The following is a 23,208-nucleotide window of genomic DNA, read 5'->3' on the forward strand; positions in this document are numbered from 1 at the left end:
GCGCAGTAGACTCGTCAGCCGTCCACACCAACGAGGGGATGCCACATGGCCAAAAACGGCGGCGGTGCCGGGAACCCGGCGGTCCTCACACCCTGGCCCAAGCGCCCCGCCCGGCTGGCCCACGCCGTCGTGGAGTCACTAGTCGACGCCATCGTCTCGGGCACCGTTCCGCCGGGCTCGACCCTCCCGGTCGAACCCGAGTTGTGCGAGACGTTCGGCGTCAGCCGCATCACCATCCGCGAGGCGGTCAAGTCCCTGGAGGCCAAGGGACTGGTTCTGGCCCGGCAGGGCTCGGGCACCACCGTCACGCAGCCCGAGGAGTGGAACCTCCTCGATCCCGTCGTTCTGGCCGCGACCGTCCAGCACGACGACGAACTCGTCGTCCTCGATCACCTCGTCGGGATCCGGTCGGCACTGGAGGCCCAGATGACCGCCCAGGCCGCCGAGGCCGCCACCGACGACGACATGCGGGCCATCGAGCGGCTGCTCGGCCGGCTCGACGAGGAGACCGCCACTCCCGCCCGCTTCATCGAGACCGACGTGGCCTTCCACGACCGGATCATGCAGGCGTCCGGCAACCGGCTCGGCCGTTCCATCATCCGCACCGTCCACGGCCAGGCCCGCACCACGTACCTGTACACCGGCACTCCCGACACCCACGCCTGCGAGCAGGCCAACGCGGAGCACCGAGAGGTGGCCGAGCGGCTCCTGGCACGCGACCCCCAAGGGGCCGCGCAGGCCATGGCGGCACACATCGAAGGAGCCTGGCGCCGCCGCCGCACACCGCACCCGGGCCCCGCCGCACCCTGAGGCACGTCTCACCCTGCACAGGCCGGGTCCACGGCACCTCTTGACGGCATACGTATGACGACTAATGTTACGCGGCACCATCGCCTCCACACTCATCGCAGGGCGGTTCCGGCCTGACCAGAGGTGCCCGCGCGACGTCGTGTGTCCATCCGGAAGGTGTCAGATGCGTCCGACTCGCAGACAACCCGCAACGCGTGGCCGGCTCAGAACATCTCTGGCCGCGGTCACGCTCCTGACCGCTTCGGCCGGGGCCGTCCTCGCCCAGGCCGGCCCCGCGACCGCGGCCACCAGCACGCTCCTCGTGGCCCCGAACGGCACCGGTACCGCCTGCTCGGCCGCCAAGCCCTGCTCCCTCACCGGGGCCAAGACCCGGGTGCGGGCCCTCAACGACACCATGACCGGCGACATCGACGTCGTGCTCACCGGCGGCACCTACCGGCTGACCCGACCGCTCACCTTCACCTCCGCCGACTCCGGCACCCGCGGCCACACCGTGACCTGGAAAGCCGCAGCCGGCGCCCGCCCGATCCTCACCGGAGCCCGGAAGGCCACCGGCTGGACCCGGCACGACGCCACCAAGAACATCTGGAAGGCTCGCGTCGGCACCGGGTTCGACACCCGCCAGCTCTACGTCGACGGCATCCAGGCAACCCGCGCCCGCTCCACGATCAACCGCTCCGACCTGACCCCGACCACGAGCGGCTACACGTTCACCAGCAGCTCACTGAACTACCTCGACAACCTGGCGCGCCCGGGCCGTACGGAGATCCACGGGGTCAACTCCTTCACCGACCGCTACTCACCGGTCTCCGGCATCAGCGACGGCACCATCACCATGGAGCAGCCCGCCTGGGACAACAACACCTTCGGCTACGACACGCTGACCCAGCCCTTCCACGCCGGTGCGTTCTCCATCGAGAACGCCTACGAGTTCCTCGACGCGGAGGGCGAGTGGTACCTCGACGACCACACCGGCACGCTGTACTACAAGCCGCGCTCGGGCCAGAACATGAGCACCGCCGACGTCGAGGTGCCCACACTGCAGTCCGTCATCCGCGTCGGGGGCACCTACTCCTCCCCCGCCACCCACATCGCCTTCTCCGGGCTGCAGTTCTCCGGCACCAGCTGGCTCGGCCCCAACAGCCACGGCTACGCCAACCAGCAGACCGGCGCCTACATCTCCGGCACCTGGGACCGCCCCGCCGACGCGCTGACCTCCTGCCAGGTCGGTTGCAAGCTCTTCGAGGCGACCCGCCCCCACTGGCACCAGATGCCCTCCGCCGTCCAGGTCTCTGCCGCCGACCACATCACGTTCACCGGCAACCGGTTCACCCAGCTCGGCCAGAACGCCCTCGGCATCGGCAACGACGCCAACGCACACGCCACCGGCGTCGGGCTCGGCACCGACACCGTCACCGCCCTCGGCAACTCCTTCGACCAGAACGCGGGCGGCGGCATCGCCGTCGGCGGCATCCAGGCCGACGCACACCACCCCGCCGACACCCGGATGACCAACCGCGACATCACACTGAGCAACAACCTCATCCACGACGTGTCGCTCGACTACCGCGACATGTCGGCCATCCTCGCCACCTACGTGAACGGCGCCACCATCGCGCACAACGAGGTGTACAACCTCCCCTACTCCGGCATCAACGTCGGCTACGGCTGGGGCGCCAACGACGCCGGCGGCAGCCGCGACTACCTCGACAGGGGCCTGTACAACTACCAGCCCGTCTACCAGACACCGACCACCGCCGCGAACAACCACATCACGGACAACTACATCCACGACGTCATGCAGCAGATGACCGACGGCGCCTGCATGTACACCCTGTCGGCCTCGCCCGGCAGCACCTTGGAACGCAACTACTGCCGGAACAGCAACCGCTGGATCGGCATCTACCACGACGAGGGTTCCAGGAACTTCACGGACACCAACAACGTCTTCCGCGACACCGGCCGGTGGGCGAACGCGAATGCCGGGCCGACCAACAACACCGGTGCGCTGACTCTGAAGGACAACTGGACGGCCAACAGCGACACCAACATCACCGACGGCACCCGCGGCAACGTGGTGACCGGCACGGTCGTCGTCACCGACGGCAACTACCCCGCCGGCGCGCTGACGGTCATGCGCAACGCCGGCATCCAGCCCCGCTACCGCCCCTGACCACCAGCCCCTCCCCCGGTTACGGCAGGTCCCTGGTCGTGCTCGCGACCAGGCGACCCGCCTCGAAGCCCTCCAGATGGGCGGTGTGGGCGGAGGCGGCGCCGTGGACCAGCAGGTCGGCCCGGCTGCCGGTGAAGTCGACGGAGGCGCGGGGGCGCTGGTCGAGGTAGACGTCGACGCGGTCGATGTTCTCCGCCGTGAGCTTCAGACGGAGCGCACCGTCGGCGGGGGCGGCCTCCGTGATCGTCACGGCGTGCGGAGGCAGACCGTGCAGGAGCCGGCCCGCGTGGTCCAGGAGGTCGGGGTTGCCCTCCAGCAGGTCACGGCGCGTCATACGATGCAGCTCGTCGGGGACGACACCGAGGTCCTCCACCGGCGTACCGGAGTTCGGGCCGACCCGCAGCGTGCGGCGTATCGACACCCGCATCCCCGCCCCCTTCGGCAGGGGCGTGTAGGGCGTGCCCGGGTCGTCCGCCAGGAACTCGGACAGCAAATCGTGCGTCCAGACGTTGGCGCCGCCGGCGCCCGTGTTCTCGTCGGTGCCGAGCACGGGGCCGATGCCGTGGTCCTGGAATCCGGCCGCGAAGATGTCCGTGGCCGAGTAGCACCGGGCGTTGGTGATGAGCACGACGGGTCCGAAGTACTGCTGTCCGATGACGTTGGCGCCGTTCTCGGGGCTGATCGGGAACGCGCCGGAGTACACCGAGCCGGTTTCGACGGCCTGCTCCATGGACGGCACCCACGGGCCCAGATCCAGTCCCGGACCACCCTGGAAGCGCCGGCAGATCCGCAGATTGAGCGGCGTGTTGACGAACTGCACCGGTTCGGGGGTGATCCGGCGCGGCGTCAGCGTCTGCAAGGTGAACTCGGCGGCGTGGATGTGCCCTCCGCCGTTGTCCCGGACGTCCACGATGAGACCGCCCTGCGGCAGTTGCCGGATGAGCCGGACGAACTCGGCGACGAACGTGCCGGGGCTGTCGACGTTGAACGTGAAGATGCGGATGTGGCCGAACGTTCCGGACGGCGTGGTGACGGCCCGGGCCCGGAACACCTTGGGCATGGTGGTGACGATCTCGCCCGCCTCCAGGTCCGGCAGGGGTTCGTCCGCCTCGGCGGCCCGCTCCTGGGCGACCACCCGGGGCGCGAACAGCAGCACCTTGGCCCGCTGGGTCTCGTCCCCGTCGAGGTCCATGCCCTGGGACACGGCCGTGCCCCGGTCGGCGGAGACGAACGAGGGCAGGTTCTCCACGATCTGCCAGCTCTGCCGCAGTTCCCGGGCCGTTCCGGCGAGGTCGACGTAGCTGACCGTCACCCACTCCTCCAGCGGCGGAAGATGGATGGTGAGCGGCCGAACGGTCAGCGACTGCACACCCCGGCTGCGCCGGGCCGCCGTGTTGCTGCCGGCGAACCGGGCCGCGTTGAGGTCGACCGCGTCCAGGACGGGGATGCCGCTCCAGTGGGTGATCTCGGCCCCCGGCTCGAACCCCGGCGCCGAGAAGCCGCTCGCCACATGGGTGACCAGGAACCGGGTGCGGTCCTGGTCCGTGCAGGACTCGACGAGGAACGGCAGGAAGGCGATCTTGCCCTTGAAGGGGTCGGGCAGCAGGTAGTTGGTGTGCAGGTCCCGCACCGAGTGGAAGATCTCCGACATCTCCGCGTGGAACAGCCACTCCCGCGGCATGGTCTGCGGTGTCTGCCGCTCCATGCGCCGGCGCAGCAGCCGCAGCCGCTGGACCGGGTTGACGGCGTGCATCGCGGTCTTCAGCGGCAGGTGGACGTAGTTCTGCTCCAGCAGGACCAGGGCCTGGTCGACGAGGAGCCGGCGGTCCTCCAGGGACAACTGGCCGGCGCCGTGCAGGAAGGCGGGCAGGGGAGCCGCACCGAGCAGGTGGTCGCGTACCGGTTCCGCAGCGTTCTGCGGGAACTCGGGGGCGTTCTTCTCATGAACCGGTCGGGTCATGGTGATGCGCCAGTCCTTCGTGGTGGGTGATCGGGGCTTTGACGAGGGCGGTCAGTCCCACTGGATGTCGGCCGTGGTCTGCAGCGGCGCGCGGTCCGCCGCCGCCTCGGGCACGTGCGGGGTGTCGCCCTTGTGGAGGGCGGCGGGGAAGCGCACCCGGGTGCGGTCCTCGACCTCGCCGAGGGTGACCTGGAAGACCCGGAACTCGTCCAGTTCCAGCGCTTCGAGCTGGTCCAGGTTCTGGGTGAGCACAAACGCCCTGGCCTTCAGTTCTCCGTTCTCGGTGAAGGCGATGACCTTGTAGAACTCCCGGGGTATCCGCACGTCCCGGTAGACCCGGTCGTCGTCCTGGAAGACCGGCCCGCCGAAGACGCTGATCCTCAGGTCGTCGACGTCGACGTCGTCGAAGACGGCGTCCTCCAGCGCACCCCACACCCCGTTCTTGGCGCTCTGGTTGAAGTCGTCCATCTGCGGGGTGATGTTGGTGTAGAAGAACGAGTCGGTGTTGGCCTTGTTCGCCTCCGGCAGGCTGCCCCAGAGCAGGTCGGCGCGGCGGGCGATGTGTCCCCGGTCGAGCCGGTTGGCCTGGTACAGCTCGTTGCCGACCTGCGCCGTGCCGGGCAGTCGCTGGTCCTTGACGAAGGGGATGCCGCTGCGGCTGAGCTTCTTCAGCGAGCCGCCGTCGACGTTCCAGGCCACCCAGAACGGGAAGCGCCGCTTCTTGCTCAGGGTGAGGGAGAAATGCGTGTACGGGATGACCGGCGAGCCGTCCAGGAGTGCGGCGTCGCGCGCGAGGCCGGCGTCCAGCTCCGGGGCCTCGACCCGTTCGCCGAGGAAGTCGGCGTCGTAGCCGGTGATGATCTCCAGCTGCTCCGGCGCCGGCTGGCTGAGGGTGATGTCGAGCTTCTCGAACACCGACGTCGACAGGCAGGCGAGCGCGTGCTCGTCCGGGTCGCCGGTGCCCTCACCGGCGAAGTGCAGGCCGGCCAGCACCGTGCTCACGCGGTCGTCGCCCTCCTTGAACAGCCACACGGAGCCGGAGTCACCGCCGCTGCTGACCTCACCGTCCGCCGACGGACGGTCGGGGTCCGGGCCGATCTCGAAGCACCCGACGGTCTGCTGGCCCGTCACCCCGCCGTAGTCGATCTTCGCTACGGTGTCGACGCGGCGGACGATGCCATGGGTGACCCCGGTGGACCGGCCGCTCTTGACCACCTTGTCGTCGAGCTCGGGCTCCCCCAGGGTCCGGGGGGCGACGTCCAGCTCGAGGAACTCCGGGAGGAAGTCGCGGTCCTCGATGGTCGCCACCGCGCAGTCCCCGGCCACGCCCAGGTGGGAACGCTTGAGCACGCCCATCCTGTTGCGGTCGATGCGATTGTCGTCCCGTGTGCCGGGCTGCACGACCTCGATCCCCAGCTCGCCGAACGGCCCGTGCAGTACATGCCAGTTGCTGAGCACGTACGGTGTGCCGTCGGCCCGGTCGAACACGATGCAGCCGATGGTGCCGGCCGACATCGTCACCGCGCCGACGCTGGCCCCGGGCCGGATGGGATCCAGCCGGCTCTTGCGCGTCGGGCTCTCCACCTCGGCCACCATGTGGAAACTCGGCTTGTAGGTGCGCTCGATGACATCGGTGGGCACCTCGAAGCCGTCGACGGTGATGGTGGCCGGGATCAGCGAGGTGCCCAGCGACTCCAGCGCCTCGGGCTCGGCCTTGGTCGCCACGGTGAACTGCAGGGCCACGTCGCCGCCCGGCTGATCACCGGTGAGCTTGCGGCCGACGCCCACCGACGTGATGTTCGGGTCCTCCAGCAGGTGCGGGCCCCGGACGCGGACGTACTGCCGCAGCGACGAGATGAGTTCATCGCCGGAGGGCGAGCCCTTCTTCGCCGAGGCCGTCTTCGCAGCGGACCTCGACGGCGACTTGGGCGCGGACCCGGACGCGGACTTGGACGCGGCCTGCCGTTGCGGGGTCCTCGAGGTGGTCTTCTTCGTGTTCCTGCTTCTGGTGGCCATGGTGGCACGCATCCTTCGTGGGCGAGACGGCACCGGAGATGCGGCGGGAAAGACGACTTTGCCCCTCATGTCCATCATGGCCGAGGGGCATGAGGCGGCAAGTCGGGCCAACAAGTTCCTATGAAGCGTCAATTGTTGAAGAGGGACCTAACCTCGGTGGTCTCCGATGGTGACGATGCCCTTCGTCCTGGCGCCCGTCTTGTTGTCGTAGAGGACATCGCCGGTGGACTTGTTCCAGATCTTGATGCGGAAGGTGTCCGGGCCGTCGGTGGCGGTGACGCTGAAGGCGTAGCCACCCTTGCCGCCCACCGTGCCGGTGCCCTGGTAGACGGCCCGGGAGCCGTTCACCACGAGCCAGTCGGAGCCGGTCGAGCGGAAGGTGAGCCGGGCGGAGCCGAAGACGAACGTGGCCTTGCCGGTGGGGACAGTGGCTCCCTTCCGGTACTGGGCGCCCAGGGCGAACGCCGCCTTCCCGGTCAGCCCCGGCCCGGCCGGGTAGGCACCGGCCGGCGAGGTGATCGTGCCGGCGCCGGCCGCCGGCCCGGCGGCCCGGTCGTAGACGACCAGCTCCGCGAGCGTGGTGGTGTCCGTGCCCCCGTCGTCGTCGGTGACGGTGACGACCGGACGGTGGATGCCCGCGTCGTCGTAGACATGTGCGGCGCGGCAGCCGGAGCCGGTGACCGTGCCGGTCGTCGGCCGCCCGCCGTCCTTCCAGTCGACCGTGCAGGTGTGGCGGTCGGCCGTGCCCGGGTCGTCGAAGGACGCGGTGACGACGGCGGCCTCGCCTGCCGGGAGGGGCGAGCCGGGGCCCTGGGCGGAGGTGATGGCCGGGGCGGCGTTGGCGACCTTGACGGTCGCGGTGTCGGTGCCGCGCCCGCCGGTCAGGGTGACCTGGAAGGTGCCGTCGTCGGTGCAGAGAAGGGTCGTCCTGGCCGCCCCGGGGTCCTTGACCGTGCAGGGGGCACCGTCCTGCACGGCCCACTGGGGCGTGCCGGCCCCGGAGACCGTGCCGGCGAGTGTGATCGCCTCACCCTCGGTGCCGCCGGCGTCCGGCCCCGCGTGGACGACGGTGACCGGGTCGATGCCGCCGAGCGTCGGCACGACCTTCTCGATCAGACCGTCGGGGCCGAACTCCAGCTTGTCGATGGTGGTTTCGCGGTGGGTGCCGTCACCGCCGGGGAGGGCGAAGCGGTGGTAGGCGATGTACCAGTCGTCGGTGTTCGGGACATGGACGACGGAGTGATGGCCCGGCCCCTTGATGCCCAGCGAGAGATCCTTCTGAAGGATCACGCCCCGCTTGGTCCACGGGCCGGTGGGCGAGGGGCCGGTCGCGTAGGCGACGCGGTAGTTCTCGTCCCGGGTGTCGTTCTCCGACCACATGAAGTAGTAGGTGCCCTTGCGCTTGATGACGAAGGTGCCCTCGTTGTAGCCGCTCGGGGTGATGTCCGTGACCTTCGAGGTGTCGATGGAGGTCATGTCGTCGCCGAGCGGGACGACGTAGGCGCGGCCGTTGCCCCAGTAGAGGTACCTCTTGCCGTCGTCGTCGGTGAAGACCGCCGGGTCGATCATCTGGCCGCGGAAGTCACCGGCCTTGAGCAGCGGCTTGCCCAGGGCGTCCTTGAACGGCCCGGTGGGAGAATCGGACACGGCGACGCCGATGTTGGCGTCGGCGCAGAAGTAGAAGTAGTACTTCCCGTCCTTCTCCGTGATCGTCGGCGCCCAGGCCCTGCTGTCCGCCCAGCTGACGTCGGGTCCCAGGTCGAGGATGACGCCGTGGTCCTTCCAGTGGACCAGGTCCGTGGAGGAGTAGGCCTTGAACTGCGTGCCGCTCCAGCCTTCGAAGCCGTCGGTCGTGGGGTAGAGGTAGAAGGTGTCGCCGAAGCGCACGATGTTCGGGTCGGCGTTCAGACCCGGCAGGACCGGTGTCTTCATGATCAGTGCCGAGACCTTCCAGGTGCGCTTCTTGCCGTCCGACCCGGTGACCTCGTACGTCACCGGCCGGGTGAAGTCGTGCACGCTGCCGGAGGCGGGACTGATCGTCGCGTCCGCCGCGAGCGCGAACTGCGGTGCCAGCGCGGTGAGGTCCGTGCCCTCCTTCATCGGCAGGGTGATCGTGCCGGCCGCGTCGTCAATGAGGGCGTCGACCTTGAGCGCCGGGTGCGTCGCCTTGGCGATGCCCGCCGTGTTGCCGCTGAGTTCCATGACCTCGGCGCCCGTGAGGGCACGGTCGTAGACGCGGAAGTCGTCGACCTCGCCGCCGAAGTAGGGGTCGGCCGCGTACAGGGACCGGCCGATGTAGCCGCTGTAGTCCTTGGCCGCGTCGTACAGCTCGGACGGCTTGATGGTGGTCGTGGTGCGGGCCGCTTCGACGCCGTCGGTGTAGAGGACCATCGTGCCGGTGGCGCCGTCCAGCGTCACCGTGACGTGCCGCCACTGGCCGGGCGTGAGCTGCGAGCCGGCCGTCAGCTTCGACTCCGCCGACCAACTCGCCTTCGTGATGGCCGAGTAGAGACTGGAGCCGCCGTTGGACGGAGTGGCGAACAGGTACCTGTCGCTGTCGGGCCCGAGCCCGAACAGCCACTGGAAGCCGCTGCCGCCCTTCCACTTGGCGTACGTCGACACCGTCACGCTGTCGGCGTTCTTCAGCACACCGTTGGGGATCTTCACGTACGGCGAGCCGGAGTCGCCGGACATCTTGAACGAGCCGTCCCGCACGCCGCTGCCGAAGTCGGGGGTACGGACGTAGGTGCCGTGGTAGCCGTGCCCGCTGGAGTCACGGGCGATGCCGCCGCTCGTCTCGTCGAAGTCGTAGTGCAGGAGCAGGTCGGCCGGGACGTCCGGTCCCTCGTCGGACACGGTGACTTCGGCCCGGACCGGGATCGCGGCACCGTCCGGCAGGCTGCCGGTCACGGTGAAGGTGCCGGCCTGAGCGTACTTCGACGCCGGTACGTCCTCCCAGGTGACGGCGACGGGCCGCTTGACGCCGTCGGCGTACTCGGCGATCACCGTGGCCGGCAGCACCGGCGCCTTGCCGATCCCGGTCTTCACGGAGACGTCCTCGACGCTCTTCACGACCCGGTCCGGCTGGTAGGCGCGCAGCAGCCGGTCGTACTCGGCCTGGGTGACCGGCAGCACGGTGCCGTGCCGGGGCTTGGCGGGCAGGTCGTAGCCGGTGGACGGGGTCCAGGTGCCGGAGGCGAGGTCGGTCGTCTCGAACGGGATGTAGCCGCGGCCGCCGAACTCGTCGAGGAACGCGTACCACTTCTCCTCGGTGTTGGACTTGAACACCAGCGGCCCCTCGGCGGCGTTCATCGCGCCCTTGCCGATGCCCTCGGCGACCGGGGTCCAGGACGGGTTCAGGATCGAGTCGCTCTTCTCCTGGAAGATGAACTTGCTGTTGGGGGTGGAGGAGGTGTTGTTCCGCTCGTCCTTGGACAGGCGGTAGTAGGTGCCGTCGTGCCGGATCATCGTGGAGTCGATGACCGAGTAGCCGCGGTCGATCCAGACCTTGGGCTCGCTGAAGGTGTAGAAGTCGCGGGTGGTGGCGTACATCATGCGGTTGTACGTGTCACCGGAGTGCTCGGCGTTGTCGTACAGCTTCGACGCCCAGAAGACGACGTACTGGCCGCGCTCGGCGTCGTAGAACGCCTCCGGCGCCCAGGTGTTGCCCGCGCTGTCGGGTGAGACCCTGACCAGACGCTGGTTCGTCCAGTGCACCAGGTCGGTGGACTCCCAGACCATGATGGACTTGCTGCCGGTGCGCTGGGAGGCGTCCCAGTCGCCGTTGCCGTAGATCCTCAGGTCGGTGGCGATCTGGTAGAACTTGTCGCCCTCCGGGGAGCGGATGATGAACGGGTCGCGCAGGCCCTTCTCGCCGAGTGTGGAGGTGAGGACCGGCTTGCCGTCGTTCAGTTCGCGCCAGTGCAGCGGGTCGTCGCCCTTGCTGAGGGCCGCGTACAGCTGCTCGCCGTCGGCGGTGCCCTCGCCGGTGAAGTAGCTGAACATGTAGCCCTTGAGGGGCGCATCGGCGGGCAGTTCGGGCACCGTGGCCCTCAGGACGCGGGTCGCTTCGGCTTCGCCCTTGGTGACGGTGGCGGTCAGCTCGACGGTGGTGGCGCCGTCGCCGTGCGCGGGGCGGTGGACCTCGCCGCCGGCGGAGACGACGTCCGGCTTCGCGGAGGACCAGGTCACGGTCGTGCCGAAGGCGCCGGTCCTGGGCAGGGTGAGGTTGCCGCGTGCGTCGTCGAGGTTGTGGACGGTGAGCTCTTCGGCGGCCTGCCGGGTGGCGGCGGCGTCGTCGAGTGCGGGCCGGACCGTGACGTCGAAGGTCTTGGTGCCGGTCACGGTGCCCTTCTTCAGGGTCGCCGTGAGCGTGGCACGGCCGTCCGGCGAGCCGGCCGCGGGGCGGGTCACCTTGCCGGTGTCCGACACGACGGACGGGTTGTCGCTGTCCCAGGTGATGGCGGAGCCGCCGGCCGGGCCGGTCCTGGGCAGGTCCAGGTCGTCAGTGACGCCGCTGGTGTCACCCAGGCTCAGCGCCTCCTTGTCGTCGGCGACGCCCTGCGTGGCGACGGGGAGCGAGAGCTGCTCGACCTCCGGCTCGGCCAACGCCCGGTCGTAGACCCGGAAGTCGCGTATGCGGCCCTTGAAGAGCTTGTCGCCGTCGTAGACGGACTTGCCGATGTAGTTGGCCCTGGTGGTGCCGGAGCCGATGGCGCCGGGCGTGGTGGTGACCGAGGTGTTGCGGCCGACCTCGACGCCGTCCTCGTAGAGCACGCCCGTGGAGCCGGTCTGCGCGTAGGTGACGTGCTTCCAGACGCCGCGGGTCAGGTTGTGGGAGTCGGACGGCTTGGTGGTCTGTTCGGTCGACCAGTTGCCCGTCGCGACGGAGGTGCGGAAGGAGTTGCCGGTGGTGAACAGGTAGCCGTTGCCGCTGCCCGCGCTGGTGTTGCCGAAGCCGTAGAGGAAGTAGGGCGTGCTCTGGGCGGAGTCGATCAGCACGTCCATGGAGACGGTGATCGAGTCCATGCCCTTCATGACGTCGTCCGGCACCTTGACGTAGGTGTCCGACCCGTTGAAGGCGAGCCCCTGACCGGATGCCGACCAGTCGGCGGTGCCGCTGACCGTGCCGTTGCGGCCGTTGCCGGAGGCGTCGGTCACGGTGCTGCCGGAGCCTGCGTCGAGCTTGTACCACAGGGCCAGGCCGTCGGTGATGTCCGCGGCTTCGGCCGCCGGTGCCGCCGGGGCGGCCTGTGCGTAGGCACCGGGTCCGGCGAGGGCGAGCAGCATCGACGCGGCGGTCAGTCCGGCGAGATGGCCCGCCCGGCGTCTCGCGCGGCTGCGAAGTCGTACGACGTGCGTCATGTGTTGGGGGTCCCCTGGGGATGACGAGGCGACGGCAAGCCCTTGCCGTGGGCCTGCTGTTACACGCAGGTGACGTGTGTGGCGAGAGTCTCAGTCGACGCCCAGGGCAGCGTCAATAGGTTCCGAACAATGTCCGACAGGTCGAACAGATACATGCGACTCGCGGCCGGCGATGCACGGCTCCCACGACGCCGTGCATCGCCGGTGAACACCGAGTGAGCTCAGAACACCAGCGGCAGTTTCTTGACCCCGGTCATGCTCAGGCTGGGAAGGAACACCGGCGGGCTGTCCGGATCGCTCCGCAGGTTCGGGAAGCGGTCCAGCAGGATGTTCAGCGCCACTCGGCCTTCCAGCCTCGCCAGCGGCGCACCGATGCAGAAGTGTGCCCCACGGCCGAACGCCATGTGCGGGTTCGGGTCCCGCATCGGGTCGAAGGTGTGCGGATCGGTGAACACCTTCGGATCCCGGTTCGCCACGCCGAGGAACGTCACCACCAAGGAGTCGGCGGGGATGCGCTCACCGCCGAGTTCGACCTCGGTCGTGGTGGCCCGCGCCGTCCCGGCGAACGGGCTGTAGTACCGCAGCGCTTCCTCGATCGCCGCCGGGATCATGCTCCGGTCCTCGCGCACCCTGGCGAACCACTCCGGGTGGGTGTCCAGACACAGGATCGAGTTGCCCAGCAGCATCGTGGTGGTGATGTGCCCGGCGATCAGCAGGACGTTGGAGAAGTTCACCACTTCGTTGTCGGTGAGGTGTTCACCGTCGACTTCGGCCTGAATCAGCTTGGTGATCAGGTCTTCGCAGGGATTCCTCCTGCGGTCCTCCACGTGTTCGCGGAGGTAGTCGGAGAGTTTCCGGACCTTCATCATCGCGTCCTGAAGCCGCTGCCGCTGTTCTTCGGACCGGTCGGCGAAGGAGAACTCCTGGGTGCTCTCCATCAGGGCGTCGCCCCATTCCCGGAACCTGTGCCGGTCCGAGGCGGGCACTCCGAGAAGTTCGGCGATGACGATAACCGGAAGCGGATAGGCCAGGTCGTTGACCAGCTCCATCCGATTTCCGTCGGCCACTTCGTCGAGCAACTCGTTGGTCAGCTCGGCGATGCGGGGTTCCATATCGGCCACCACCTTTGGGGTGAAGGCATGGCTGATCAGTCCGCGGAGCTTCTTGTGCTCCAGCGCGTCCATCTGAATGAGATTGCCCTCGCTGAAATCCTCCTGACCCTCCAGCATATCCTTGGGTATGACACGCTGTGTATTCGAAGAGAATGTCGCGGGGTTGGCCAGGACGTGCTGGACTTCCTTATAGCCGTAGACGCACCAGATTCCGGCCTGAGCGTCGTAGCGCACCGGGGCTTCCGGCGCCTGGTCACGTAGCCAGAACTGCGCCTCGTGGATTCCCCAGGTGTCGGCCATGGATGTCACGTCTCGTCATCCTTTGCTAGAACGTAGGTATGGGTCCGCGTCGGCGGAGGGCTTCGCCCTGGGCCCAGAAGAGAAAGTCCCCGAACACGGCCACCGCAGCCAGGATTTCCACCGGATGGTCCGCTGCTCGTCGAATTGGTGGTCGGGCGAAGTGAAACCGGCCGCTATGCGGCCGGCTTGCGCGCGGTGACCCGCTCGACGACGCCCAGCTTGCGCCGTTCCTGGTGCTCGATGACGAATCCGGCCTGCTGGACCAGCGGGAGCGGCCGACGGGTCTGGTAGTCGCCGCACTGTCGCAGCATGTTCTTCTCCAGCAGGCGCTGCCACCAGAAGACCAACCGGTGGTGACTGCCCACGTGGTCGAGCAGCAGCAGCCGCCCCCCAGGTCGCAGCACCCGGTACATTTCGGCGATCACGGGCCGTTCATCAGGCACGCTGCACAGGCCGAGCGTGCAGACGACCGTGTCGAACGAGTCGTCCGCGAACGGCATCGCGTGGGCCTGCCCTTCCCGCAGCTCGATCTCCCGGCCCAGTTTGGCGGCACGCTCCCGGGCCTGGTCCAGCATGGCCGGGCTCAGGTCGAGTCCGGTCACGGACACCCCGGCCGGATAGAACTCCAGATTCAGGCCGGTGCCGATGGCGACTTCGAGGACTTCCCCCTTTGCCTGGCCGGCCACCCAGGCACGCCCGTCATCGAGCAGCATCTTTTCGAGACGCCCGGCGTCACGGTCATATCGGGGAGCGTATTCCTGCCACAGTGCGAGAAGCCGCTGATTCTCTTTGGTCACATCGGTCACGTTGTTCCCCCTTGTCGATCCGCCCCGCATCCGCCCGGGCCGGAACCCGTCCGCTGCGGCGAACTCCCGGCACCGTACGCGGCACCAGGGCAGTGAACCAGCCGGATTCGGGACGTGGTTCCAGCAGACTGTGCCAGAAAAGTGTCGCCACCGGCCAGGTCGTATCGGCCGGATTCGCTCGTCCATATCCGCGGCGGCCATGCCGCGAGTTCCCCCTTCGACCGCCTGCTCGCCCATAACGGACCGGCGGGGGCTGGTCGAAAGCCCTTTCTGAACTACGCACCGGCGGTTCCGGGCTGCTTCGACCCCGTTGACACGTCGGCATACCCGACCGGCCCGGACTTCATGCACGTAGAGCCATGTCCGCCGGCGTAGGTCCAGCACTTCTCCCCGTTGCGCCGACCAGACATCGTGCCGCACATCTTCTTGGACGGCCAGCCCTTTGGCGTCACGTCACCCGAAGCGGCGCACTTCCACCCTGTGACAGAACTTGCTCCCTACACGCAAAAAAAGCGCCCTGACCAGCAGGAATAGCCTCACGCAACCGAAGGGACCGGCTCCGCATTGCTTGACAGCCTGGGCCACGTCGGTGACGATCAACCCACGGCAGCCGACCAACTGCCGTCAGTCTGAGTTTCTCAACGGGGGAGAACCTATGGACGTCAGTACGCCTGCGTTACAGCAAATAGCGTCCCTGGTATCTCCCTACGGACTGGTGTCCCGCACCGCGCCCCTGCCCGTGGCCGACGGTGATCCGGACTTCGCCGTCCGCGTTTCCAGCATCGGTGACCCCTCCAAGGTCCTGCACAGCATGCGGGGCTGGAGGAACGACGGTGACTTGGGGAACGTCGACGGTGTCGGCAGCGCGCTGGCGGGCGAGCGGGCCAGACTGGTCTCGGTCGCCGAGGCTCTCGAGCGGTACTCGGTCTGCGCCTGGCACGACGACGACATCCTCGTCGCCGCCGAGGACGAACTCACCGAGGAGTTCGCTTCGCCCTCGCGGTGGCCCCGGTGTTCCGAGCGCGAGTTCGCTCGTGACGACTGCGGTCTGGTCCCGTACGACCCGGCCACCCCGATCAGATGGGTGCGAGCCTGGTCGCTCACCCGACGGTGCCAGGTCCTCGTGCCGGCCATCGCGGTGTACCTCCACATGGCACCGCGATCACGGTCGGAACGGTTCACCCGGGGAATCACCACGGGAGCGGCCGTTCATTCCGACATCCGCAGCGCGGTGCTCGGCGGGCTGCTCGAGGTCGTGGAGCGGGACGCGCTCTCGATCGCGTGGCTGCAGCGCCTGCGGTTGCCGCGACTGTCGGTCGACCCGGAGCTCCTGGAGCCGCTCGAACGCGCCTACCACACGACGGGGACCGCACGTCACCTCGACGTCCGGCTCTTCGACGCGACGACGGACTTCGGCATCCCTGTGGTGTATGCCGTGCAACTCTCGCCCCACGAAGACCGGTTGGCGCAGATCGTGTGCGCGACGTGTGACGTCGACCCGCGGCGGGCGGTGGCCAAGATCTACCGTGAACTCGCCGCCGTGCGTGTGGCGTTGCGTGGCCGCGTGGACAGCCGGCCGGTGGGGCGGCCCGACGACGGGACCGTCAGTGTGGTCGGCTCGGCGGCGTACAACGCCTCGGCCGAACGCCGTGACGCCTTCCGGCACCTGCTGGAAGGCGAGCGCGACGTACGGCGTCTCGAAGAGCTGCCCGACCTGTCCGCCGGCGCGGACCCGCTGGCGGCCGCGGTCGCCCAAGTGGCCGCGCGGGGCGCCGAGGTGCTCGTCGTCGACGTCACCACGGACGAGGCACGGCAGGTCGGCATGCACGCCGTGAAGGTGCTGGTGCCCGAGGCCATGCCCCTGTCGTTCATTCACAGCGAGCGATACCTCGGCACGGACAGGCTCTACGCCGCGCCGACGGCGATGGGCCACGAGAGCCACGGCGAGGAGTCGCTGAATCCGGAACCGCAGCCTGCTGCGTAGATGGGGGACAAGGCACGTGCTGTCTGAGCAATCAGTGGAATGCCTGTACCTGGTGAGAGACGCGTTCGGGGAGCAGTATGCCGACGCCTACCAGGCGGCGGCATCGAGCCGGGTGACCGGCAGTGAACTTCCCGACGACGACCGGCTGTCCTACGCCGCGGTGATCGCCGCCGTGTACTGCGGGCAGGACGAGAAACTGCGTGACGCGCTCGACCGACTCGGATTCGAGCGGGGCGTCCCGACGGTGGCGGTCGAGCTGCTCCCGACCAGGATCGTCTGCGGTCCGGCCGTGATCCCCGGAGCCACGGCCTGCTACGACTGCTACCTGCGGCGCGTCGAGCAGCACCGGGACCCCGCGCAGACCGATCCCGTGGGCGAGGCGACCCGGGGTCTGCCGGAGGGCTTCGGCCGGATGCACCTCGCCATCGCGCACGGTCTGCTGACGCTGGCCATGGCCGAGCTGCGCGCGGGACCGGTGGGGCTCGGCGGCACGGTACGGACGTTCGACCTCGTCGCGGGGACGCTGTCGACCGCGTCGACGGTGGCGGTTGACCGCTGTCCGCGTTGCGGTGCCCGCTGGGGCGACCGGCGGACCGGCATCGACGCGGTGGCTGGTCTCACATGAGGTTTTCGCTGTGGGGGAGGAGTGCAACCGATGGGTGTTGAGCTGAGGGCGGATACCCTCGGACGGGTCGCGCGCCGGGACAAGCAGATCGCTGTCCCAGCCCGCCCGGCTCTGCGCAGGGGCGTTCGGCTGCGCCAGTCCGGGGACGCCGTGATGCTCGATGGCGCGGACAAACGGCAGGTCTTCACCGGGAAGTTCGCGCGCGGCCATCTCGGCCGGCTGGCTGCCGCTTGTGACGGCAGCGCCACGCATGCCGAGATCGCCGCCGCGGTGGGACTCGACGAGGCGGTCGTCCACAAGGCCTTGGCCCTGTTGTGGGCCTCAGGGGCCTTGGAGGAGGGCACCCGGGCCGGCGAACACCCGGCGTTGCCCACCGAGCTCTCCTGCCTGTTGTCACGGCTCGGCAACTCCACCGGAGTGAACCTGTCCTGGACCGACGCCGCGGCGAGGCTCGGTCGCGCCACCGTCCATGTGGCCGGACACCGCCCCCTGGTGGAGGCCACGACGGTCTGCCTGAGCGGGGTGTGCGAGGTGGTCGACGACATCGATCGGCTGCCGGTCGCCGACGACGCCTTCGTCGTCTTCTTCGAGACCCGGCAGTCCCAGCCGGAGCTCATCGAACTGCGGCGCCGATGTTGGCTGGAGAAGCGGCCCCTGTTGCGCGTCCGGGCCGACAGCACCTCGATGGTCATGGGACCGTACGTGGACCCCGCGTTCACCCCGTGCCTGGAGTGCGGCGTGTCGGGCGAGGACGACCTGTCGGACGATCCGCCGCGGCACGCGTACGACCTCATCGCCGGCCTCGTCGCGCATCACGTGCTCGCGCTCGTCTCGCGATCGATCCGGACCTACCTGCCGATCGACGCAGGCATCATCGACCTGACCACCCTGTCGACACGACACCGCCCGAGCGCGACCCGCCCCGGGTGTCCCACCTGCTCGTTCAGCGAGGGCACGACGGCGTCCGTGCCGCCGTCCAGCGCGACATACGAGGCGGCGGTGGCGTTGCCACCGCGCAGGTTTCTGGATCCGAAAGGGCATCTGGCCCATTTCCAGTCCTCGAACATCAAGCTGCAGTTCGAGTTCCGGAGCTGGCCCAGCTGCCCGCGGGTTGGGCTGCCCGAGGCGGACGTATCGCGGTTGGCCGGAGCGCCGGCCGCAGACCGGGCGGACCTTGGCCGGCCCGACGTCGCGCTCCTGCTCGCGATGGCATTCGGCATCCGCGAGCGGACCGACGGGTGGGTACAACGATGGACCGCGGCCGGCGGGAACATCGGCTCGGCGACGGCCTATGTGGTGAGCCGTGACGAGGCCGTACTGCCCGTGGGCGGGTACGCGTACCGCGACCAGGACCACTCCCTCGCACAACTCACCACCGACGAGCTGCCGGGCGACCGGCCGCTGCTGCTGGTCGTCACCTCCAACCTCAAGAAGATCGCCGCCAAATACGGCACGTTCGGGCTCCGGCTCTCGCTCTGCGACGCGGGCGTCGCACTGTCCACCGCCCGGAGGGTCACCGACCACCTGAACCTGGACTACTCACTCGTCACGGCCTGGGACGACCACCAGCTGAGTGAGTACCTGGGCCTCTCCCCGGCCGAAGAACCCATCGCCGCAGTCATGGAAGTGGGCTGAATCCATGCGATCCGACTCGTCCATGATGCAACCGCTGCTCGATGGCTTCGCCGCCCGTGCCCGTACCGGCGACGGTCTCGCGGCACACCGGTCACCGACGCCGTTCGCGGATGCCACGCCCGTCGCCATCGATGAGCGGGAGGCGGCCCCCGGGCACCCCCGCGATCTGCACTCCACCCTCCTGACACGCCGGTCGTCCTTGCAGTACGGGGACGCACCCGTGCGCACGGACCTGGTCCTGGGCCTGTTGCGGAACGCGTTGCGGCGTGATTCCGACGACTGGGGGCTCGATGACGACACCGGCCCCCTCGAGGCATTCGTCTTCGCGCTGCGCAGCGAGGGGAAGCCGGCCGGGGTCTACCGGGTCACCGCGCGGGAAGTGTCGTTCATCGCCCCGGCCTCGGTCGTGGACGATCCCGAACTCCTCGGTGTCCAGCGCGAGTTCGCCGACGCGGGCGGGATCGTCAGCGTCTACGCCAACATCGACCGCGCGGACTCCTGGGCGGGATCGCACGGCTACCGCCTCTGCGCGGTGCGTGCCTCCATGGCCCTCTACGACTTCCACCTGAGATGCCAGTCCCACGGCCTCGTCGGCACCATGTTCGGCGGGTTCATCGGCTCGGCCGTCCGGAACCTGGTCCAGAGCGACGGTGTGACCCGGCACCCCCTGCTCGCGGCGACCTATGCCCATCCGGCGCCGTGATCACCGGCGTCAGACCGCGCCCCTCCCCCACCCCGTCGACGGTCAGCCGGCGACGCGACATGCCGCGCGACGAAAGTGAGTGAGTTGATGTCCTACGAGGGTGCGTCGCACGCGGCGGGTGTCGTCCTCGCCCGCCCGGACGTGTCCGCGCTGCGGACGAAGCAAGGAGCATGGATCGGCGTCGGCTCAGCGTCCTTCACGATCAAGGGTGCGGGTGCCTACGGTGTGGTCTCGACGCTGCTGGACCGGTCGGACGGCAGTCGCACCGGTCATGACCTGGTCGGCGCTTTCCCGGCCGGGTCGCGCGCGGCGGTGTCGCGTGTGCTCGACGCGTTGGTGACCCATCGGTGCGTGACTGTCCTCGACGCGCCGATCGCCCATCAGGTCAGCGTCAAAGGCCCCGCCGCACAGTGGCTGATTCCCTTCTTCTCGCAGCTGACCGATGAACCGGTGCGCGCGCTGGACCGCGTGCTCGCCACCACCCTCCACCTGTACGGCGGCGCCGACTGGCTCGGGCGCCTGCGCCAACTGCTGGGCGCCTCACCGCTGTTCGGGCTGCGGACCGAGTACCACGCCGTCTCGGACGAGGACCCGGTGCCGCAGTGGGAGGACGCGGGCCTGGTCGTCATCGACGCGGACAGCCTCCCGTACGAACGCACCGTGCGACTGCAGGACGCACTCCTCGACCGCGGTGTACCGCACGGCATCGTGGGCGAGGCGGGCCGGCGCCGCTGGATCCTCTGGTCCGACGACAAGTCGACCGGTTGCTGGGCCTGCTTGTGCCGATACGGCCGCACGGCGCAGCCCGACGCTCCGGCCGACGCCGTGTCACCGGCACCGGCACCGGCACCGGCACCGGACGACTGCACCGCGGCAGCCGTGATCCACGCGATCTACCAGCGCACCGCCGGGCTCGGTGAGCACACGGCGGCAGCGGTGGCCATGCCCCTCGACTCGAGCCTGCCGACGGTGAAACCGCATCCCGCGTGGTCGGCGGCGGGCTGTCGCTGCCACCGGGCGGTGGTGTCGCCCGCCACCGGTGTCCAGCGCGACGACGCGGAAGAGGCCCTGGTCCGCAGGAACATCGTCAGTCCCGACGACGACAGCCGGCTGGACGACGACCACGAGCACATCATCGACGTCCTGGCCGGCTGGACGGACGAATTCCTCGGCCCCTTCCGGTACCTGGACGGGGGCGACCTGCCCCAAGTCCCGTTCGGGCAGGCACGGGCCACCCTCCTCGTCGGGCCTGCCGAGGTGCACGAGATCACCGCCGCCACGTTGTCGTCCCGGGAGGCCCTGTACCAGGCAGCGCTGGGCGGCCTCGAACGCTTCGCCGCGCGGCACGACGGACCGCGGCCGAACCTCAGCGCCGGATGGACTCTGGACGAGGCGGTCTACCGTGCCCTGCTGAGGCAGTCGATGCTGACGCCGGTGGACGACGCCGAGTGGGTGCCGGTGTCCGACGACGACCTGGGGCACGACGAGTGTGCCGCATTCAGCCGGTACATCCAGCGGGGTGTCGAGCGCACCCATGGCTGCGAGGCGCTGCGGTGGTTCGGCACCCGCCTGCCGAACGGCGTCTACCGGGTCCTGGGGCGCGCCACCGGAAAAGCGGTCTCGCGGGGCGCGGGAGCCTGTTACGCGGAAGCGGTGTCGACGGCGTTGCTCCGGCTCGTCAACGACGACAGCGCCCTGGTTCCGCTCAACCCCCACTTCCGTACCTGGACTGAGGTATGGGGGCACATCGCACGGCCGCAGTGCGCGGAGGTGACCGCGCAAACGGTGCCCTTCGCGCGGCAACAGGTCCGACTGGTGGAGATGGCATGAGTACGGAAACGCGAGTTCCACCTGCTGCGGACCTGATCTCCGCTCTGTTGGCCGATGCCGGCGCACCCGCGCCCGCGGAGGTACTGCTGGGCCCGCTGACCGGCCCCACACGGGTACATGCCGACGCGGGCGCGTCGGGGCGGAGCATAGCCGTGCTGTTCTGGTGCGGCAGCGTCTACGTCCTGGCCTACGATCTGGCGGACGAGGGCGGCGGCGGATGCCCGCGGTGCCTGGCATGGTCCCTCACCAGGCACGTGGACTCTGCCGACATCCCGTTCGAGGAGGCGTCCGACAGCGATTCCGCGGGAGACGCGCGCAGCTACGCGCTCTGGCAGCAGGCCGGTCCCGCGGTGCGCACCGTGGTCACTCGGACCGCGGCACTCTTCCTGCGGGAGAACTCGCCCGCCGGCACGCTCGCCATGGTGGACCGAGCCGGCGGCGCGGTGCGGCAAGGACTCGTACCGCCGAGGACGGGATGCCCGGCATGCCAGTCGGCGAAGGCCACGACCACGGTCGCCTTCGGCTCCGCGCCCGAGCTGCTCGAGAAGTCCGCAGGGGCGCTCCGGGCCGGCCGCCCGCTGCCGCCGACACTCACCTCCGACTACCTGGGGCCGCACTCGCTGTTCAGGGAACCGCTCGCCGATCTGGACGGCCCCCTCCCCACAGCGCAGGTGGGCCTGCCGCTGGGCAACGGCGTGCTGGAGCCCGGGGTCGGGCGCTCCCGGAGCTTCGCCAAGAGCCGGATGACCGCGGTGCTGGAGGGCCTGGAGCGTCTCGCCGGCTTCTGCTACCAGCCGGTCGACGGCACCGTGGAGGCCTCGCTCTCGGAGCTGGGGACACAGGCCATCGATCCCCGCACCCTCGGCTACCACTCCCCCGACCAGTACGCGCGCGAGGACTTTCCCTGGTCGCCGCTGGACGCCGCCGAAACGGTGGAATGGGTCCCTCTCACGCCGCTCGGCGACGGACCCGCCCGGTACCTTCCGGAGGTCGCGCTGTCGTGGGTGCGCCGCCCGGAGACACGGCAGCCGTTCTTCTACGACACGTCGAACGGCTTCGCGCTGGGCCAGAGTCACGAGGAAGCGACCCTGCACGGGCTCTTCGAGATCGTGGAACGGGACGCGTTCCTGCTCACGTGGTACCGCAAACTGCTCCTGCCCGAACTCACCCTGGGACCGGCCGACAGCGACATCAGGGACTTGATGGAGCGCGTCGAAGTGGTCACCGGATTCCGGGTCCGCCTGTACTGGGCGACCTTGGACATCGAGGTCCCGGTCGTGCTGGCACTCGCCCAGCGCGACGCGGACTCGGGTCCCTGCACGCTCGTGTCGACCGCGGCCAGCCTGTATCCGCGGGCGGCGGCCGAGTCGGCCATCTTCGAGGTGGCCGCGCGCGTGGCCTCCATGAGGCACGTGTACGACGACGACCCGGAGCACCGGCAGCGGCTCGCGGAGGACTTCGACTCGCTGGTCACCATGGACGACCACAGCCTGCTCGGTGCGCTGCCCGCCTCCCGGGAGTGGTTCGCGTTCCTGACGACGCCGGACCGGCCCGAGATCAGTCTCAGTGCGGCGGCCGCGGCAGCCCCGGAGTTCGGCACGCTCAAGGAAGACCTCGACTACGTGCGCACGCGGATCGAGGCCGTCGGCAGTCACGTCTACGCGGCCGATCTCACCACGGCGGAGCTGCGCTGGCGCGGGCTGGTGTGCACGCGCAGCTTCGTACCCGGATGCCTGCCGATGACATTCGGGCACCGCACAAGGCGTATGGAGGGGCTGCCACGCCTGCACGGCGGACGGCTCCCCTATGTCTCCCTGCTGCCCGACGACCAGACCCCGGCGGACGTCCCGCCGCACCCCTTTGCGTAGCCCGCTGGTAAGAGAAGGAGAG

Annotated in this window: 13 protein-coding genes; 8 read left to right on the forward strand and 5 right to left on the reverse strand. The window is 69.3% G+C overall.

Annotation, left to right across the window (positions count from 1 at the left end):
• The first annotated feature begins 45 nt into the window (after nucleotides 1-45).
• Both ACFZDA_RS18740 and ACFZDA_RS18745 read left to right on the forward strand, forming a co-directional pair.
• Nucleotides 46-810, forward strand: a complete 765-nt coding sequence (locus ACFZDA_RS18740; protein WP_391082266.1) for an FCD domain-containing protein — start codon at nucleotides 46-48, stop codon at nucleotides 808-810.
• A gap of 163 nt (nucleotides 811-973) precedes the next feature.
• Nucleotides 974-2,983 carry a right-handed parallel beta-helix repeat-containing protein gene (locus ACFZDA_RS18745; protein WP_391082268.1) on the forward strand — a complete coding sequence of 670 codons (2,010 nt, stop codon included), beginning with the start codon at nucleotides 974-976 and terminating at the stop codon, nucleotides 2,981-2,983.
• Between the two features lie 19 nt (nucleotides 2,984-3,002).
• On the opposite strand, the gene ACFZDA_RS18750 is transcribed toward ACFZDA_RS18745, so the two are convergent.
• The 5 genes from ACFZDA_RS18750 to ACFZDA_RS18770 form a co-directional block, all read right to left on the reverse strand.
• The gene (locus tag ACFZDA_RS18750; protein WP_391082270.1) at nucleotides 3,003-4,943 is read right to left on the reverse strand and encodes a S41 family peptidase; all 1,941 of its coding nucleotides are present in this window, start codon (nucleotides 4,941-4,943) and stop codon (nucleotides 3,003-3,005) included.
• Between the two features lie 51 nt (nucleotides 4,944-4,994).
• Nucleotides 4,995-6,959: a DNA/RNA non-specific endonuclease gene (locus ACFZDA_RS18755; RefSeq protein ID WP_391082272.1), complete on the reverse strand. Its 1,965-nt coding sequence runs from the start codon at nucleotides 6,957-6,959 to the stop codon at nucleotides 4,995-4,997.
• A gap of 147 nt (nucleotides 6,960-7,106) precedes the next feature.
• The gene (locus tag ACFZDA_RS18760; protein WP_391082274.1) at nucleotides 7,107-12,323 is read right to left on the reverse strand and encodes a family 43 glycosylhydrolase; all 5,217 of its coding nucleotides are present in this window, start codon (nucleotides 12,321-12,323) and stop codon (nucleotides 7,107-7,109) included.
• Nucleotides 12,324-12,544: 221 nt separating this feature from the next.
• Nucleotides 12,545-13,735 carry a cytochrome P450 gene (locus ACFZDA_RS18765; RefSeq protein WP_391083248.1) on the reverse strand — a complete coding sequence of 397 codons (1,191 nt, stop codon included), beginning with the start codon at nucleotides 13,733-13,735 and terminating at the stop codon, nucleotides 12,545-12,547.
• A 173-nt stretch (nucleotides 13,736-13,908) separates the two neighbouring features.
• Complete coding sequence (locus ACFZDA_RS18770) at nucleotides 13,909-14,541, reverse strand: methyltransferase domain-containing protein (RefSeq protein WP_391082277.1); 633 nt, start codon at nucleotides 14,539-14,541, stop codon at nucleotides 13,909-13,911.
• 715 nt (nucleotides 14,542-15,256) lie between these two features.
• Between ACFZDA_RS18770 and ACFZDA_RS18775 the strand changes: the two genes are divergently transcribed.
• The 6 genes from ACFZDA_RS18775 to ACFZDA_RS18800 all read left to right on the forward strand — a co-directional run bounded on the left by ACFZDA_RS18775 (nucleotide 15,257) and on the right by ACFZDA_RS18800 (nucleotide 23,186).
• Nucleotides 15,257-16,525, forward strand: a complete 1,269-nt coding sequence (locus tag ACFZDA_RS18775; protein ID WP_391082281.1) for a YcaO-like family protein — start codon at nucleotides 15,257-15,259, stop codon at nucleotides 16,523-16,525.
• A gap of 52 nt (nucleotides 16,526-16,577) precedes the next feature.
• On the forward strand, nucleotides 16,578-17,150 hold the full coding sequence (locus ACFZDA_RS18780) for a TOMM precursor leader peptide-binding protein (protein WP_391082283.1): 573 nt from the start codon (nucleotides 16,578-16,580) through the stop codon (nucleotides 17,148-17,150).
• A gap of 30 nt (nucleotides 17,151-17,180) precedes the next feature.
• The gene (locus ACFZDA_RS18785) at nucleotides 17,181-18,785 is read left to right on the forward strand and encodes a tpaE (RefSeq protein WP_391082285.1); all 1,605 of its coding nucleotides are present in this window, start codon (nucleotides 17,181-17,183) and stop codon (nucleotides 18,783-18,785) included.
• Nucleotides 18,786-18,789: 4 nt separating this feature from the next.
• The gene (locus tag ACFZDA_RS18790; protein ID WP_391082288.1) at nucleotides 18,790-19,488 is read left to right on the forward strand and encodes a tpaF; all 699 of its coding nucleotides are present in this window, start codon (nucleotides 18,790-18,792) and stop codon (nucleotides 19,486-19,488) included.
• An 87-nt stretch (nucleotides 19,489-19,575) separates the two neighbouring features.
• On the forward strand, nucleotides 19,576-21,318 hold the full coding sequence (locus tag ACFZDA_RS18795) for a hypothetical protein (protein WP_391082291.1): 1,743 nt from the start codon (nucleotides 19,576-19,578) through the stop codon (nucleotides 21,316-21,318).
• Nucleotides 21,315-23,186, forward strand: coding sequence for a YcaO-like family protein (locus ACFZDA_RS18800; RefSeq protein WP_391082294.1), 1,872 nt, complete (start codon nucleotides 21,315-21,317; stop codon nucleotides 23,184-23,186). Before ACFZDA_RS18795 ends, ACFZDA_RS18800 begins: the two co-directional genes overlap by 4 nt.
• The last annotated feature ends 22 nt before the right edge of the window (nucleotides 23,187-23,208 follow it).

The organism is Streptomyces sp. NPDC007991, from assembly GCF_042958445.1.
Classification (GTDB): Bacteria; Actinomycetota; Actinomycetes; order Streptomycetales; family Streptomycetaceae; genus Streptomyces.

Bases quoted from the DNA above. Each gene is read 5' to 3' on its own strand.
- ACFZDA_RS18785 (WP_391082285.1), top strand. From the start codon at position 17,181: ATGGGTGTTGAGCTGAGGGCGGATACCCTCGGACGGGTCGCGCGCCGG.
- ACFZDA_RS18750 (WP_391082270.1), bottom strand. From the start codon at position 4,943: ATGACCCGACCGGTTCATGAGAAGAACGCCCCCGAGTTCCCGCAGAAC.
- ACFZDA_RS18795 (WP_391082291.1), top strand. From the start codon at position 19,576: ATGTCCTACGAGGGTGCGTCGCACGCGGCGGGTGTCGTCCTCGCCCGC.
- ACFZDA_RS18755 (WP_391082272.1), bottom strand. From the start codon at position 6,959: ATGGCCACCAGAAGCAGGAACACGAAGAAGACCACCTCGAGGACCCCG.
- ACFZDA_RS18765 (WP_391083248.1), bottom strand. From the start codon at position 13,735: ATGGCCGACACCTGGGGAATCCACGAGGCGCAGTTCTGGCTACGTGAC.
- ACFZDA_RS18760 (WP_391082274.1), bottom strand. From the start codon at position 12,323: ATGACGCACGTCGTACGACTTCGCAGCCGCGCGAGACGCCGGGCGGGC.
- ACFZDA_RS18800 (WP_391082294.1), top strand. From the start codon at position 21,315: ATGAGTACGGAAACGCGAGTTCCACCTGCTGCGGACCTGATCTCCGCT.
- ACFZDA_RS18740 (WP_391082266.1), top strand. From the start codon at position 46: ATGGCCAAAAACGGCGGCGGTGCCGGGAACCCGGCGGTCCTCACACCC.
- ACFZDA_RS18790 (WP_391082288.1), top strand. From the start codon at position 18,790: ATGCGATCCGACTCGTCCATGATGCAACCGCTGCTCGATGGCTTCGCC.
- ACFZDA_RS18745 (WP_391082268.1), top strand. From the start codon at position 974: ATGCGTCCGACTCGCAGACAACCCGCAACGCGTGGCCGGCTCAGAACA.